Source organism: Cupriavidus sp. 8B (assembly GCF_054589115.1).
The window spans coordinates 15,933-30,579 of record NZ_BAAILO010000312.1; the positions used below are offsets into that span (position 1 = coordinate 15,933).

The following is a 14,647-nucleotide window of genomic DNA, read 5'->3' on the forward strand; positions in this document are numbered from 1 at the left end:
TAGGTATCCCATGAACAACATTGTCCAGATCGAGTCGGTCAAGAAATCCTTTGGCCCTGTTCAAGTCTTGCGTGGCGTCGATCTTTCGGTGGCAAGAGGCGAGGTACTGGTCATCATTGGCGCCAGCGGCTCGGGCAAGTCCACGTTGATACGGTGCGTGAACGGCCTCGAAGCGTTTCAGGAGGGGCGCATCGTTGTCGACGGGTGCGAAATGCCATGCGAGGCCGAGCGGGAACTCAGTGAAGACAAGCGCTTGAATGAGGTCCGCAAGGGAGTTGGCATGGTCTTCCAGCAATTCAACCTGTTTCCGCACAAGACGGTGCTGGAAAACGTTTCGCTCGCGCCCATCCGGGTGCGCGGCAAGACCAGGGAAGCGGCCGAGGCGATGGGACGTCGATTGCTCGAGCGCGTTGGCCTGAAGGACCACGCAACGAAGTTTCCCTCACAACTTTCTGGCGGGCAGCAGCAGCGCGTCGCCATTGCCAGAGCACTGGCAATGGAGCCGCACGTCATGCTGTTCGATGAGCCCACGTCGGCGCTCGATCCGGAAATGGTCGGAGAAGTGCTGGACGTCATGCGCGAGCTGGCGGCCGAAGGCATGACGATGATGATTGTGACCCACGAGATGGGCTTTGCGAGAGAGGTTGCCAATCGCGTCGTCTTTGTCGACCAGGGAAAGATCCTCGAGCAGGGGGCGCCTGAACAGATCTTCGACTCGCCCAAGGAAGAACGCACTCGGCTGTTCCTCTCCAGGGTACTCAAGCATTGAACGAATAACACACCGCAGACGAACTCCCCAAGGGATGAGATCGTCATCAAATGATCATGAAAGTTTCAGGAATGAACCCAATGGCTGCGACAATTGTCGGCGACCAAAAGTCGACCGCACTCTGGCACAGGTTGACCGAGCAGGCCAAGACTTTGTCAAGAGCGTGCCCGAGCCTTGCCGAGACACTGTCGGAATCGATCCTCCAGCATCCGTCCTTCGCGAGCGCCCTTGGCGCAATGCTCGCACAGTCACTCGCCAACGTTACGCCGCCGGCGCTGCGCCTGGGTCCTCTTTTCGAGCAAGTGCTGCGGTCGCATCCGGAGATCGAGGTGTCGGCTGCATTGGATCTTGAGAAGCTGGAGGCGGTGAACCCAGCTTGCCCGGATGTTCTTACGGGCTTTCTTAGCTTCCGAGGTTTCCAAGGTCTGCAGCTATACCGGCTCAACCATGCCTTGCTGGGCGATGATCAGGGTGAGTTGGCAGTTCTTCTTCAGAACTGGGGTGCCATCCACTACGCCATGGACATCCATCCGGCCGCGCGCATTGGCGATGGCGTCTTTTTTGATCATGGCATGGGTATCGTGATCGGCTCGACTGCCATCATCGAGGACGGCGTGAACATGTGGCACGGCGTTACCCTCGGCAGTACCCTGACCCAGGGCGGGGACCGCCATCCAAAGGTCCGCCGAAACGCAACCGTCTGCGCGGGTGCCACGGTGCTTGGCAACATCGAGATTGGCGAAGGTGCCATCATCGCCGCCGGCAGTGTGGTGTTGAAGCCTGTTGCCCCAGGCCGCGTGGTTGCCGGTGTTCCGGCCAGGGATGTGGGAAGGGTGCCGGAGCGGCTCGATGCGATTGACGAGACCGTGAAACGCGCAACGACTGTCCAGGAGCTTTGAGATGGCTAACGTCAGATTTGGTATCGATCATCCGGTCGTTACGGTTCGCGACTTTGATCGCGTGCGCGAGCAGTTCAAGAACCTCGGATTCACGCCCAATCCGGTCGGGTATCACCCGTGGGGCACAACGCTGTCGCTGCTGATGTTCAAGGACAACTTCATCGAGATCATCGCCGTCAACGATCCCTCGAAGTTCGGAACGAATTCGGTCAATGGCTTCTGCTATGGACGCAACGTCGGGAAATTCACCGACCGTGTCGAGGGACTGGGGCTGGTGGCGTTGCACAGCAAGGACGCCCGCGCCGACCATGCAGCGCTTGTCGAAAGCGGCTTGCAATCGCAAGGCCTGATCGACTTCCGGCGCAACATGACAAAGCCGGATGGCACGCCGGACGTCGCCGTCGTCTCCTTAGGGCTCTTTCTAAACGAGGAGCAGCGCGACGTGTCGAATTTCATCTGCCACCAACATCGGCCCGAACTGATTTGGGTGCCGGCATGGCAAGACCACCCCAACGGCGTGGTTGCCGTGACGGCCGTGACCTATCTGGCTAAGCAGCCCCTGGATCTGGCCGAGCGCTACCTCGCCTTTTACGGCGATGCGCACGTTGCCCAGTCCAAGGACATCGTCGAAGCCGACACCAGCTGCGGCCTGATCCGCATCCTGTCACCGCGCGCGGCCGCGGATTACTACGGCTCCATACCCATGCCGGATTGGAAGGGCGATACGCAACCGCATGGCATCGGCCTAACTGTCAAAAGCCAGGCCCCAGCGGTACTGGAGAGCCTTTGGCAGTCAAATGGCGTTGACGTCCTGCGAAGTGCCCGCGACACCTGGCTCATATCGCCAGAACAATGCGGCAACGTGATCATGGAATTCAGCGCGTAGTGACGAGCGGCAAACCGTCTCGACCCTCAATGCCGCACCTGGCAACCGTCACCACATCTCGCAATGAGAGGGATCGGAGTGTTGTCTTGCGGTCAACGGAAATTCACTTCCGATGCCGTTGCTTAGTAACGACGGCTCATTCATCCTTCAGACAGGCTAGGTACTAATCAACGCATCGGAGAGCAACTCGTGGCAGTCAGTGTATTCGACCTTTTCAAGATCGGCATCGGGCCATCGAGTTCGCACACCGTGGGGCCCATGCGCGCCGCCCGGATGTTCACGCAGGTCCTGGGTGGAGAGGCGGGCAGCAGCGATGTTTGCCGTATCCGCGCCGAAATGTTTGGCTCGCTCGGGGCCACCGGCAAGGGACACGGCACCGACAAGGCCGTGCTGCTGGGCCTCGCTGGCCACGAACCTGACACGATCGACGTTGAACGGATACCCCGCTATCTCGAGGAAATCCGTGCGAGCGAATCGGTCTCCTTGGAGGGGGGCACGCGTCTCACAATCAAGGAAAAAGAAGACCTGATTTTCTATCGGCGCGAGACGCTGCCGTTCCACGCCAACGGCATGCGCTTTACGGCGCTGTCTGGGGCCGGGGACACAATTATGGAGCGGACCTACTACTCTGTGGGCGGAGGCTTCATCGTTAGCGAACAGGTGGCCGTGGACGGAAGCAAGCAGAAGAGAATCGCACCGGACGTGACTGTGCTGCCGGTCCCATTCCGCTCAGGACAGGAACTACTGGGGCAGGCGACTCACCTCGGCTGCAGTATCGCCGAGATTATGCGCCGCAACGAGCGGCACTGGCGTTCAGATGCGGAGACGCGAACGAGATTGCTGCACATATGGGCTGTCGTGCGCGGTTGCATCGAACGTGGTTGCCGAACCGAAGGCGTGCTGCCTGGCGGGTTCAATGTTCGGCGACGGGCGGCGGCTTTGGCCAGGCGCCTTGAATCGGGTGTTGGGCGCACCGACGATCCATTGGTGGTGATGGACTGGGTTAACATGTTCGCCTTGGCCGTGAACGAGGAGAACGCTGCCGGCGGCCGTGTCGTAACCGCGCCCACCAATGGTGCGGCCGGTATTATCCCTGCAGTGCTCCAGTACTACGTGCAGTTCGTGCCTGGCGCTTCGGAAGACGGCATAGTTGACTTTCTTCTAACTGCGGCAGCAATCGGGATTCTGTATAAGGAGAATGCATCGATTTCGGGAGCTGAGGTCGGCTGCCAAGGAGAAGTGGGCGTGGCCTGTTCGATGGCGGCAGGTGCATTGTGCGCCGTGCTCGGCGGTAATCCCGAGCAGGTCGAGCACGCAGCCGAAATTGGCATGGAGCATCACCTTGGGCTGACGTGCGACCCGGTTGGTGGCCTGGTGCAGATACCGTGCATCGAGAGGAATGCCATAGCCTCCGTCAAGGCGATCAACGCTGCCCGCATGGCGATGCACGGAGATGGCACGCATCACGTGAGTCTGGACAAGGTCATCAAGACAATGCGCGAGACGGGCGCCGACATGCTGACCAAATACAAAGAGACCTCGCGTGGTGGCCTGGCAGTCAATATTGTCGAGTGCTGACGGACGAAATTGTTCAGAAGGTCGCTCCCGGCGCTTCTCGTTGCCGGAAGACGCAAGGTTCCTTCGCATCAACAACTCGCCAAGGAAGGGCCGGGCGGGCCCGCCACCCAGAACGGCACAACGAGCTGCTGCTGCCATCGAACAAGAGATGCTGTCGGGATACATACGCCATGTCATCGGGCCTAGTGATCTTGCGAGTCATCGTCACGAAAACCAGGGTCATTCCGACACACCCAGCGCACCGCTAAGAGGAGCGCAATGAGCAGAACCACGGCGTATCCACCTACAACGAGTGCGACAGTCATGTTGACCCCATCACGTGTCCGTAGTCGAGAAACTGCCCGCTATGCAGGAGTGGTAGTGCAGGTGGTATCAGGGACTACAAGAAAGGTTGTATCGATGCGTTGAAATGGCATACGACAGAATTTGAATGTGGCTTTTCGCCTTATTCATCCACCGCAAGACTGCCAAACGCTGTCCGCACGGTTGTTCAGCACGGAGGCCCCAGTGGCGTAGCCGCCCAGGTCTGCAATGGGCTGGGAGAGTTCCCTTGGCAAATTTTTGGCGACCAAGTACCACTGCGAATCGTTAGCGCGGCCGGAGCGCTGTGCGTGTTGTAGGGTTCCTCGGGCATTTGCAATTGCTTGAATCAGGGCTGATTTCGAGTCGGTTGCGTTTGCAGTTCCATATGCCGCTCCTGGGTCGTCCGCGGCGTTGGACAATGCCGGCTTCGTCAAGCTGGACAACGTTGCCGTGATGGCGAGAAAGACCAGCATCGGGCCAAGGATCATGTTTCGGGTAGGCGTTGCTTCATTTGTTCGATGGCCGTTTTCGCCAGCACGGTGCATTCGGTGTTCCTTTCTTGCAATGTCGCCCGGAATCTCTCGGGAGACTCGCAAGCAACGCTTCAGGCGGCAGGTTTGGGGTGAGGATTTCCAGCAAGCTCAGGCGCGCTTGCCGGGCGGCGAAGGACGTCGTTTCAGGCTTGGTTTTCATAGTCGTATAAAATTACAAAAATAAAATTGATAGATTAAAGCTATTTTGTGTTTTGGGCTTCATACGTCTCGTCTTCTCGCCAGATCAAGGGGTTAGGCCAGGCTTCTCCTGATGCATCTAAGGCCGGTTGGGGTTGTGCGGCAGGCTCCGTCACCGTCCCTACAACTTCTGCTCGCAACCCAGCACCGACAAGGGAATGCCTGCGCCTCGGGCACTCTTGAGGACTTCCTGTGGGCTATCGTGTAGTAGTGTAACGTAAAACATCACAGTGTGATGTCGTGGTTCATGTGATTCACTTGCTACTCAGTCGACCATTACGACCGTGCGTAAGAGGTCACACATGAACGAGTTAGGGAAGGCTGCATTGGTGAGGGCGGTAGGACAGGCGATTGCATCGAAGCGCGCCGCCGTCGGGCTGTCTCAAGAGAAGGTTGCGGAAGCGCTGGGCATCAGCCGAGAGGCAGTGTCCCGGATGGAAACGGGAGTAGCGATTCCTTCTGTGGTTCGGCTTGCCGAACTAGCTGAGATTTTCGGCTGCGGGATAGAGGAACTGCTGACAAATGCTTCGAACCGGAAAGTGGACCAGGCCAGGAAAATTGTGGAGCTGCTAGAGGGACTGAGCGACGAGAAACGCGAAATGCTGATGAGTGTGATTCGGCAACTGGTCGGCGGTCTAACAAGCAAGTAACAAATGCTGGGCTGATCGGGCGCTAGTCTTCGCTGCAGGGGCGTGGGTAACACATCTGCTGCATCTGTATAACGAGCGTGTGTTATCCCTGGATCAGCACCTCATCATTGGCGCGCACGCAACTTTGCAGTCTCTGACAGTTAGCGCGCGAGGCGATGCAGCCACCATCGCCGAGTCTTCCTGTTCTCATAGGGCGTGATACTCATTTGCAAATGATGTCCTTCCAGCAAGGGAGAGTTAGATGGTCGGTATGCTGGTCATGAGTGCCTTCTGCATTGCATTTTGTACCCTCTGCATGGTGATGCTGAACGGTGCGGAAAAAGCGAAAGAGCGCAGGAATAACGCGCCCTCTGATCGCTCAGCAACGGGAAACAGCCACTTCGGTGGCTGTCTTCGTTTCTGGGTTCCCAGCAGATGCAGGTGATATGACGCTGCATTTCGCTACCATTGTCACGCATCCGATCAAGACAGATCGAGTCCTTGTAGACGGTCTACATCGATATCGCGACGGATTCCGTTTGTGTTCCGGTCTGGCCAACGGAAGGAGTCGTCGGCCTAGCCAGAGGCAATAGTGGGCGCCATCAGGGGCGCCGCCGCCGCAATGCATGGCTCTATTTGTTCGCGTCCTTCTCCACTCCGTTCGTCTGGTGCGCGACGGCCGCCTGCGAGCGCGCGCCATCTAGGATGCGATACAGCGCCTGTCGCGAGATCCCCAGAGCGGCGGCAGCCGCCTTTTTCTCCTGCCCGGATTTTTCCAACGCCGCCCGGACCTCCTCGATCGTCGGTCGCTTTCGCTTCACCGCCCCGTGCCGGCCGAGATAGGCCTCGCTCTTGGTCGCCCGGGAATGACCCGCCGCCTCCACGATCCGTTTCATGCCCAGTTGATGAAGTGCGTCGGCCGGCTTCGCTCCGCCCTGGATGGCCGAGCGTTCGCCGGTGATTCGGTGGTAGAGGCCGTTCAGGTACTGGTGCCGCAGCCCATGCGCCGTCACACGCAGAGCGCCCTTGGTCACGCCATGCGTCCGCAGCACGTGGTAGAAGTGATTCCTCCACCGGTCCAGGGTGTAGCCGAGCGGAATGGTGGTTCGGCTCTTGCTATTGGCCAGCCGGCATGCTGATGCCAGTAGCACGTACTGCGCCTCAAACTCGATCTGGACGTCGCGATTGAGGCCGCCCTTGGTACCGGCGTCCACCAACAGCGCACCGTCAACGGTCACTCGGTGTGGCCGTAGGAGGAACGATTCCTTTGCGCGCAAGCCGAACGCCGCCTGTAGTTTTAGCTGGATCGCAACAAAGCGGTCTGTGCGCTCTATCTCCGCCAGCAGCGCGCCGATTTCCACGCCTTGGGCTTCCCAAGTCTTCTCCACTTCGGTGGAATAGGTCCGGCGATACTCCTCCGGCCGCTCGACGTAGTCGTCGAGCTTCCCGACCAGATTGGGCTTACCCATCCAGGCTGCAATGGTGCGCAGATAGGTCAGCTTGTTCTCCACGGTCCCAGGCGCCTGGTTCAGCTTGAGCACCCACTTCCTGACCAGGTGCGCAACGTGCTTCTGCTTCAGATTCCACGGGCTGGTCAGCTTGTAGCCGTCCTCCCGCAGTTCTCGGAATGCGGCTAACAAGTTCACCACGCGTCGATACTGTGTTTCAAACGAAACCGGCTTGTCACTCAGCCGAGACGGGCTCCGGATCTTCCGGAGATGCTTTGCTGCCAGCAGCTTAAAGGCATCGATGAACTCCGGGGGGAGACCAGAGCGTTCGGCAATGCCTGCGTAATCGATAGTCATCATGATAGCGACTCGGTTCTGAAGTTATGACGGCATTTCGTATAGCCAGCGCTTCTAACTCGGAATTGGGCTGCTGTTCTCTGGTTGAGCTTGAACCTTCGCTATTGAATCGGCGGCCTGGCCCGAATCAACCGCCCAAGGGTCAGGCTGCCTGTGCTTTATCTCTCCAGTCGTTGCGAGCAAACCGATGTACGGTTGAGGGCGTTGTCCGTTCTGCATTGCGTTGGACGCTACTTGGCCCTCCGGTTGATTACGGTTTTGCCCGTTCTCCATGCCGCTGGCGTTCTTGGCGGACTCTGCGAGATCGCTCCGCCCTTCAGGGCGGCGTTGACAGCGTTGTCTGCTGTAAATCCGGAGCCAAATTCAGTTCCGAGAGCGTCTCCCAAGTGACAACCATCCTTTGGGCTAAGTCGAGGTCAGTTCCCAGCAAGTGCGCGATGTCCGCATAGTCGCGGCCCCTCGCACGCAGCATCGCTGCATGGTGAAGCGCCGCCAGACGGATCCTTACAAAGGTTTCCCGGCGACCTTTCTCGGCCTCGAGCGCTGAGATGTGGAAGTCCTTCTCCACGAGTTTGACGTGTAGGCGCTGAACGTCATCCGTGAGAATGCGGTTCGCTTCCGGAAACTTGGCGACAGCCCGACAGGCCTCCTCAAGAGCCTTGGTGGAAACTTGACTGAAGGCTCGAGTCTGGACTTCCAACGTATAGGCTTCACGCAACCGAAGTGCCGGTAAGACTTCGCGCGTAATCCACACCCGGAACGACTTGACTGCCGGGAGTTTGCTGCCGCAGATCAGCATATAGAGGTTGGCTTCACTGATAAAAGCCAAGCTCTGAACACCGCCGTTCGTAGGCGTGTCGAACTTCGCTACCCTGTCCGCATCCTCACAGAGCTTTTCGATTGCCGACCTCGAGTTGTTATAGCCAAGGACCACGCAAAGGTCGACCACGCAAAACCAGGATTGGCCATCCTTGTCAATCAGAGCGCGGACATTTTGCTCCTGATATGTGAATTGGACTATGTCATGGGGTGGTGGCCGCCGATCGGCCATGTTGTCAAATATTTCACCGTACATAAAGAACCTCCTTTATCCGGTTTCCAAGAGCGCTAATGAGTCCGCGCCAGATAGGCCGCCGTATTCGGCACGCCTTCCAATATTTATACAAGGCAGTTTGTGTCACGCAACAACCGAATTCACCGGTACTTCTGATCGAATTTGGGTTCCGCCCACTCCTGCGTACGCGTTCAATCCAATAGCTCCGTCCTTTAGCGATTCCGCCGATTAGCCTGGCGCGTGGAGCAAACGCAGCCCGACCATCGCAGCAACGTTTCCGTCGCCGCGCCCACGCACCCTACCTCTGGTCGTGGATTCTGATTTGGCATTTTTGTGCAGGCTGCCACGGGCCTGTGTTGTGGGCTGAACCGCTGGTAATACGTATGCGGCCACCCCGCATGACCCGGTCATCCCGCCGCTGTGTATTGGGCTTCGTGATCGGTGTCCTCGCCTCCTGGCGATCGGGATGTATGGCTATTGGGTGTGCCCTCTGGAGTGTCCGTGTTCGGAGAAACTGTGCCCCATCCAGCCGAACAGAAAAAAACTTCCCGCAAAGCTAGGAGCCGTCAGGTGTTGGACGTCCTCAGTATTGGCAATCGTAGGCGCGTCAATGAACGGAAAGAAGCCGGTCAGCATCGGCACATGGACCAGTGCACGAGCGCGCAGTGTCCACGGAAGGACTGGTCATGGAGGCAGCTGCTTGGGGCTCTGCGGACCGTGCACGCGCTGAGTTTTCGAGTACCACTGCCGTTGAGGTCGGCACCTATGAATTCTTGGCCCACCGTTACCTGGGCATACGGTAATGATCTCCGATTTTTATTTGTTTGTGTGTAAAAAATTAATCCGCAAGTCGTCCCTTGCATTTCTGCAACATAAGTCGAAGATTCGTGCTCGTACAATGCTCAGATATTGAGCTGACGAATTTCTATCGGATTCATATAACTAATGGGGAATTTGAATATGCTGTACCAATGATCATGGCATTGATGCACAATTCTTGTTTTAACAAACGATATCTAGAATTTATTGAAAAAATCGACGAATACGTACATTTCTAGGGTTGATTGGTTGGTCAAAGTGGTGATCACGCGAATTTCGGCGGTGCCGGATAATGGAACGGCAACTGGCGAGTTACCCGCGAGCTGGCCACGCTGCGCGCCAACGCGCGTCACGCGGCCAGTGCCGCCGAGGCCGAGCGCGACGCGGCGCGCGCCAAGACTGCCGCCGCGCGCGGACGTGGCGGCAGTCTTGGCGCGCAGCTGGCCGAAGCGCGGCAGGAGCACAAACCGTGCAGGCGGAACTGGAGGCCGCAGGCCGTCAACTGGTCGAACTGCGTATCCAATTCTCGCCAGAGCTGGAGCGCGCGCCGAGCGGGCCGAAGCCGAAGCGGCGCCGGCAGAATTGCGTGTGGCGCCGCGCGAGCGGGATGGTGGTGGGCGGCGGCGCCGACCGCGAAGGACGATCAAGGGGCGCCTACAATCCCTCTCAACCTTGATGACGGCAACGATGGCAACGACGGCAACTGAACACGAGCGTGCGGACGCGATCCGCTAGATCCGGGCGCAGATGGCCGACTACGGGCTGACCATGGTCGAGTTGGAGGCGGCGGGATGCTTGTGCCGCCACCGTCGCGAGCCCACGCCCGGTCCGCTACCGCAACGCCGAGGGGCTCGCTTGGGGCTGCGGCGAGCGGGCAATGCGGGGCAGAGCGTGGAGTTTTTCCGGGTTGAGTAGGAGGAGCGAGCAACTGATAGCCGCAGCCGCTGTAGCACTTGCGCCGCCGTGCTTTCGGTTCAAGTCGCAATACACACATGCGCTCCCCGTCGCGGGTTTCCTCCCAGCCATCGCGCAAGCTATAGCCTTCCCAGCAGCCAAGCTGGGCCGTCACGTCACTTAAAGTCACCTCCACCTTCCCGTCGCTGTTGTTGCATGGCAACGATAACAGCAACGGCTGCAGGATTCGGCGATCATACGCTCAGGAAGGCACAGGGCCGAGTTCGGCCACGAACCGCCGTTCGAACGTGCCAGCATCCTGCCATTCAGACGGCTCCAACGCTCCCAAAACGGCCATTCGGGCGAACACTAAATTGACCGGTACCAACCAACGGGCTCATCTACATTGGGAGTTCCTCGAAGACCGCTTACACGAGCTGGCAACTTCCGCTTTGGGTCGCGGAATCGGAAACCTTTGCAGATGAACTGGGAACTAAAGTGGGAAACTGCTACGCATCACTATTTACCTCGACTTAGTTCCCGAAGTTTCCCGTATTTAGTTCCTCGTGCTCTGCAAACCGGTATAGCGTGAGCAGATCCTAGTTGAGTGAGCTACCTTGCGCGACAACTTCACCGGCAGTGATCTGTGGTGGGTTTGGGAGCAGGGGGGCCAATTTCTCCCGTACAAAGCCCGCAGCCCTTTTGTTTGATTCTTCCGCGCCGGATTTGTCCTGAAAAACGCTCGTGGAAATCATGACGCCTGACCCGGCATCCACCCAGTAGTACGCCACGAACCCCGGGATCTGAGAGATGAGGGGTAAGAAACCTTCATTCACCAGCCGCCCAGCCTCACTCGGATTGGTCACGCCCTCGTACCGTCGCACCGTCGCAAACATCGCATTCTCCTTTCATAGCACTTGTACCAACTCTGCCGACAAATAAGACAAACGTCTGGGTCTCGTATGGTCATGAGGCTTACTGCGGCCCATGTTTCATCTGCTCACCTCCTCTGCAAGGACACCGCGTAGCGTATCAATCGCTGGCCGAAGCCGCGAATTTTCAAGATAGCACCGGCCGCTGAAAAAGCTAGTTGACCGCCCATCCCGCTCGACGTCTGTCGTTGGGCTCAGAGACACCCGAGTCACTTGAATGTCGCTTCCACTTGGAAGCTGCCATTCGCCTCCCCGAACTCGAATGGCCGTAGAGGGTCGTTCTGCGACGGTCGCTGATTACTGGCAGCAGGGGCCTTCGGGTCCCCGCTCCTGACCTTGGTAGCTACCAGCTATCCTCCACAGTAGACGCCGCCTACGGGATGGCATTCTGCGCCCCCACCATGAACTGGGACGCGGCCGCTTCGGGCCAGCACCACTACCCGACGGCAACCCCGTCAAGAAAGCCCTCGCCCCGCGCGCAAACCGCACGCCCGTGCCGTCGCACTTCTGGCCAGCGCTGGCATGCTGGCGGGTTCCCGTCGCTCGGCCGATGGCGTCGGCTGCCGGAAGCGTGAAATAGAGGCGGGCACCGCCATGAGCAGATCCGGTGTCTGTCGCGATCTGCCCGCCGTGGGCTTCGATGATCGAGCGGCAAATGGACAAGCCCATGCCCGTGCCGCTTTTCTTGGTCGTGAAGAAGCGCTCGAACAGACGGTCCCGCGAATGCTTGTGGCCCTGACCGTGCCTGCCCGACATTATTGGGGCACGTTATTGCCTTTTGGTTGGGGTGCATGGACCAAATCATGCACATCGTCGGGCCCGAACATGCCATGACTGTGACGCGGCCCGCCACCCACCGCCCCGCCGCCCACCGCCCCAGTAGCCGCGCCTGAAGCCGCCCCACCCAACAAGGCCGCCCCTACAGCGGTGAAGGTGGCGCCGCCATGGACGGCGCTCATCTGTTCGACGCTCAACTTTTGGCAAGCAACAAGATCTCGGACTAGTAGAGTGGAGTTCATTTTTTGGCCTCTGGTTTGTCATGGGTACGAGCCATCAACCTCGCTCGCAGACCCAACCATGCATCGCGGTCGAAGATTGATTTGTCCACGTTTGTTGTACGGCTCCTACCCCTATGACTTCGGCGTATGCGAACACGCAGTCGCGGTAGTCCATGAGCTGTGAGACGAAATGGCACTAATTCGAGCCCATTCATCATTCACTGACTCATTCCGTCGCCCTACACTGGTTTGCATCAGGACGGCATTGACGCTACGCCTGGCCCCCTAACCAGAGTTAAGGAATTCATCATGAACGTAAAGACCATTGTTTCCGCGATCGCGCTCGCTTCCATCTTCGTTGCAGGCGCAGCCGAGGCGCGCATCAGCAACCGCGATGGCTACACCGAAGACGCCAAGGTATCGCGCTCGGCTGATCCGTATCTGGATGGCGCTCGCTACAACGCCAATGGGCAGCGCAATCCGTTCGTGGACGGTGCTCACAATGACCGCCGCGATGTCTACATGGACGGCGCCCGCATGGTCGCGGGCCTGGACCATGTGGGTGTGTCGGCACCTCCGACCCGCTCGGCCGATCCGTATCTTGACGGTGCACGTTACGATGCCAATGGTCCGCGCAGTCCGTACTACGACGGCGCTCGCATCGGCCCCCGCGACGTGTACACGGATGGCGCGATGGCGTAAGGACGGGCTCGATACGAAGGGCTCCTCTGCTGATGCATGATGCCTTCGTACGTAGCTCCAAGGTATATAGACAACGTCCGGCGTGTTCAGGCCGGACGTTTTTATTCCACGGCATTAACAAATTATGTGCGATGGAATAACAAGGCCGCGCGTTCCTTTTGTGACCCAACGTCGCTGTGCCGTGCAGGGCCTGCCAACGGGCAGGCTTCTGAAGCACATCAGCAAGTCGAACACCGATATGTGCACACCGTATATCCGATTCAGCATATTCGAGTTGCGACTGCTTGCATCAGCCGTTAGTGTCCAGCGTGGCGCCACGCCGCCGGCGTCACACCCATGTGTTCCTTAAAGGCGCGTCGGAAGGCGGCAACGGATTGATAGCCGACCCACTCCGCCACGGCCTCGGTCGATACGACCGGGTTGCGTAATTCACTCGCCGCGAGCGTCATACGAATGTCCACCAGCAGTTTGAGGATTGAACCGGTCGATGCAACACACTACAGACTGCGTGAGCAGTGAGGGGTGTTGCAAATGAAGCAAAGGCGGCGTATCTACTACACGGAAAGCCAGAGGGCGCTGATGTGGGAGCGTTGGCAGAAGGGCGAATCTCTTCAGCATATCGCCCAACTGTTCGATCGTAACCATTCATCCGTAAAACGGATTCTGGCGGAAACCGGCGGCATTCAACCAGCGCAACGACACTGCTCCAGGTTGGCGTTGACGCTCCCCGAGCGAGAGGAGATATCGCGCTCAATGGTTGCTGGTCTCTCGATCCGTTCAATAGCAGCCCGGCACGGACGAGCGCCCTCGACCATTAGCCGGGAGCTCGCGCGCAATGGTGGAGGCCAGGGCTATCGGGCGAATCGGGCTGACCAGCTTGCCTGGCAGCGGGCCCGTCGGCCAAAAGTATGTAAGCGTTTCACCGTGGCCACGGACATCAAGGTCTACTTCTGCGATCCTCAGCATCCGTGGCAACGCGGCTCGAACGAAAACACAAATGGCCTTCTGAGACAGTACTTCTCGGCATAAAGGCGTCGTTCTTCGCGCCCCTATTCCATTGAAGAGGTTGCGGGCTTGCTAGGGTGCGAAGTGCGATATGGATGGCCATCGCAGCCGGGCAGTTTCCCTGTCCTGAACTGACGATTCGTCACCGGTGCGCTCATAGAACTTGCCAATCAAGATGCGACGGCGGCGGGATAGCGCCCCACTCGCCACCTGAAACCGATAGCTACACCTGCAGAAGACGGAAGTGTTTCCGAAGGCAGCGTTCTTCTCGTGTGGATTGATAACTAGCTTCCGCCTAAGACACCTCGATATACCCTGGAACTGTCTTGATGAACCCACACGCCCTCGGCTGCGGGGATCTCTGGGAAGAGATTGATAAGTTCCACTACCGCATTGCCGGCCCTGGCCGCGAAGCTCCAGCCCGCAGACGTTGTTCCAAAGTCGAATCGAACTGTTTCGCCGGGTTGCACCTGGACAGACCTAGTTTCCGGAGTCACGATGATCGTTCGCGCGCCTTCCACGGACAGAGCTCGCTCACCGAAATGTCTAGCCCGAGCTTTGGCTTCTCGAATAGCCGGAACCCGCATCGGCGCTGGGTGTCGGCCATTTTTTGAGACTATTATGTAGCCATGTAAATTAGCAT

14 protein-coding genes and 2 pseudogenes are annotated in these 14,647 nt (G+C 58.5%); 8 read left to right on the forward strand and 8 right to left on the reverse strand.

Features of this window, described 5'->3' with window-relative positions:
* Nucleotides 1–10: 10 nt before the first annotated feature.
* From ACYP5B_RS31045 to ACYP5B_RS31060, 4 genes are all read left to right on the forward strand, one after another.
* The gene (locus ACYP5B_RS31045) at nt 11–769 is read left to right on the forward strand and encodes an amino acid ABC transporter ATP-binding protein (protein WP_459572221.1); all 759 of its coding nucleotides are present in this window, start codon (nt 11–13) and stop codon (nt 767–769) included.
* Nucleotides 770–819: 50 nt separating this feature from the next.
* Entirely contained in the window at nt 820–1,668 is an 849-nt protein-coding gene (gene epsC / locus ACYP5B_RS31050) for a serine O-acetyltransferase EpsC (RefSeq protein WP_459572222.1), read from the forward strand.
* 1 nt (nt 1,669) lies between these two features.
* Nucleotides 1,670–2,554, forward strand: coding sequence for a VOC family protein (locus ACYP5B_RS31055; protein WP_459572223.1), 885 nt, complete (start codon nt 1,670–1,672; stop codon nt 2,552–2,554).
* Nucleotides 2,555–2,743: 189 nt separating this feature from the next.
* Nucleotides 2,744–4,132 (forward strand): L-serine ammonia-lyase, encoded by a 1,389-nt coding sequence (locus tag ACYP5B_RS31060; protein ID WP_459572224.1) that lies wholly within the window; start codon nt 2,744–2,746, stop codon nt 4,130–4,132.
* A gap of 449 nt (nt 4,133–4,581) precedes the next feature.
* Here the strand turns inward: ACYP5B_RS31060 and ACYP5B_RS31065 are convergent, their stop codons facing one another.
* Nucleotides 4,582–4,980 (reverse strand): hypothetical protein, encoded by a 399-nt coding sequence (locus tag ACYP5B_RS31065; protein WP_459572225.1) that lies wholly within the window; start codon nt 4,978–4,980, stop codon nt 4,582–4,584.
* 488 nt (nt 4,981–5,468) lie between these two features.
* Between ACYP5B_RS31065 and ACYP5B_RS31070 the strand changes: the two genes are divergently transcribed.
* Complete coding sequence (locus tag ACYP5B_RS31070; RefSeq protein ID WP_459572226.1) at nt 5,469–5,816, forward strand: helix-turn-helix domain-containing protein; 348 nt, start codon at nt 5,469–5,471, stop codon at nt 5,814–5,816.
* Nucleotides 5,817–6,427: 611 nt separating this feature from the next.
* Here ACYP5B_RS31070 and ACYP5B_RS31075 read toward each other — a convergent pair.
* The 3 genes from ACYP5B_RS31075 to ACYP5B_RS31085 all read right to left on the reverse strand — a co-directional run bounded on the left by ACYP5B_RS31075 (nt 6,428) and on the right by ACYP5B_RS31085 (nt 9,937).
* Nucleotides 6,428–7,603, reverse strand: coding sequence for an integrase domain-containing protein (locus tag ACYP5B_RS31075; RefSeq protein ID WP_459572227.1), 1,176 nt, complete (start codon nt 7,601–7,603; stop codon nt 6,428–6,430).
* A gap of 313 nt (nt 7,604–7,916) precedes the next feature.
* Nucleotides 7,917–8,675, reverse strand: a complete 759-nt coding sequence (locus tag ACYP5B_RS31080) for a BRO-N domain-containing protein (RefSeq protein WP_459572228.1) — start codon at nt 8,673–8,675, stop codon at nt 7,917–7,919.
* Nucleotides 8,676–9,670: 995 nt separating this feature from the next.
* Nucleotides 9,671–9,937 carry a hypothetical protein gene (locus tag ACYP5B_RS31085; RefSeq protein WP_459572229.1) on the reverse strand — a complete coding sequence of 89 codons (267 nt, stop codon included), beginning with the start codon at nt 9,935–9,937 and terminating at the stop codon, nt 9,671–9,673.
* Nucleotides 9,938–9,942: 5 nt separating this feature from the next.
* On the opposite strand from ACYP5B_RS31085, the gene ACYP5B_RS31090 reads away from it, so the two are divergent.
* Entirely contained in the window at nt 9,943–10,149 is a 207-nt protein-coding gene (locus ACYP5B_RS31090; protein ID WP_459572230.1) for a hypothetical protein, read from the forward strand.
* 817 nt (nt 10,150–10,966) lie between these two features.
* Here the strand turns inward: ACYP5B_RS31090 and ACYP5B_RS31095 are convergent.
* Entirely contained in the window at nt 10,967–11,263 is a 297-nt protein-coding gene (locus ACYP5B_RS31095; RefSeq protein ID WP_459572231.1) for a hypothetical protein, read from the reverse strand.
* A 594-nt stretch (nt 11,264–11,857) separates the two neighbouring features.
* Nucleotides 11,858–12,016: pseudogene (locus tag ACYP5B_RS31100) on the reverse strand (ATP-binding protein); the annotation flags it as partial.
* A gap of 590 nt (nt 12,017–12,606) precedes the next feature.
* On the opposite strand from ACYP5B_RS31100, the gene ACYP5B_RS31105 reads away from it, so the two are divergent.
* The gene (locus ACYP5B_RS31105; RefSeq protein WP_459572232.1) at nt 12,607–12,999 is read left to right on the forward strand and encodes a hypothetical protein; all 393 of its coding nucleotides are present in this window, start codon (nt 12,607–12,609) and stop codon (nt 12,997–12,999) included.
* Between the two features lie 296 nt (nt 13,000–13,295).
* Here the strand turns inward: ACYP5B_RS31105 and ACYP5B_RS31110 are convergent, their stop codons facing one another.
* Entirely contained in the window at nt 13,296–13,475 is a 180-nt protein-coding gene (locus ACYP5B_RS31110; protein WP_459572234.1) for a helix-turn-helix domain-containing protein, read from the reverse strand.
* A 55-nt stretch (nt 13,476–13,530) separates the two neighbouring features.
* Here ACYP5B_RS31110 and ACYP5B_RS31115 point away from each other — a divergent pair.
* A pseudogene (locus ACYP5B_RS31115) lies at nt 13,531–13,914 on the forward strand (helix-turn-helix domain-containing protein); the annotation flags it as partial.
* A gap of 374 nt (nt 13,915–14,288) precedes the next feature.
* Here the strand turns inward: ACYP5B_RS31115 and ACYP5B_RS31120 are convergent.
* Nucleotides 14,289–14,591 carry a CzcE family metal-binding protein gene (locus ACYP5B_RS31120; protein ID WP_459572235.1) on the reverse strand — a complete coding sequence of 101 codons (303 nt, stop codon included), beginning with the start codon at nt 14,589–14,591 and terminating at the stop codon, nt 14,289–14,291.
* Between the last annotated feature and the right edge of the window lie 56 nt (nt 14,592–14,647).

What these genes read in the sequence shown, in the direction of transcription:
- ACYP5B_RS31075 (WP_459572227.1), bottom strand. Translation starts at nt 7,603, where the DNA reads ATGATGACTATCGATTACGCAGGCATTGCCGAACGCTCTGGTCTCCCC.
- ACYP5B_RS31065 (WP_459572225.1), bottom strand. Translation starts at nt 4,980, where the DNA reads ATGCACCGTGCTGGCGAAAACGGCCATCGAACAAATGAAGCAACGCCT.
- ACYP5B_RS31080 (WP_459572228.1), bottom strand. Translation starts at nt 8,675, where the DNA reads ATGTACGGTGAAATATTTGACAACATGGCCGATCGGCGGCCACCACCC.
- ACYP5B_RS31070 (WP_459572226.1), top strand. Translation starts at nt 5,469, where the DNA reads ATGAACGAGTTAGGGAAGGCTGCATTGGTGAGGGCGGTAGGACAGGCG.
- epsC (WP_459572222.1), top strand. Translation starts at nt 820, where the DNA reads ATGATCATGAAAGTTTCAGGAATGAACCCAATGGCTGCGACAATTGTC.
- ACYP5B_RS31055 (WP_459572223.1), top strand. Translation starts at nt 1,670, where the DNA reads ATGGCTAACGTCAGATTTGGTATCGATCATCCGGTCGTTACGGTTCGC.
- ACYP5B_RS31105 (WP_459572232.1), top strand. Translation starts at nt 12,607, where the DNA reads ATGAACGTAAAGACCATTGTTTCCGCGATCGCGCTCGCTTCCATCTTC.
- ACYP5B_RS31120 (WP_459572235.1), bottom strand. Translation starts at nt 14,591, where the DNA reads ATGCGGGTTCCGGCTATTCGAGAAGCCAAAGCTCGGGCTAGACATTTC.
- ACYP5B_RS31095 (WP_459572231.1), bottom strand. Translation starts at nt 11,263, where the DNA reads ATGTTTGCGACGGTGCGACGGTACGAGGGCGTGACCAATCCGAGTGAG.
- ACYP5B_RS31045 (WP_459572221.1), top strand. Translation starts at nt 11, where the DNA reads ATGAACAACATTGTCCAGATCGAGTCGGTCAAGAAATCCTTTGGCCCT.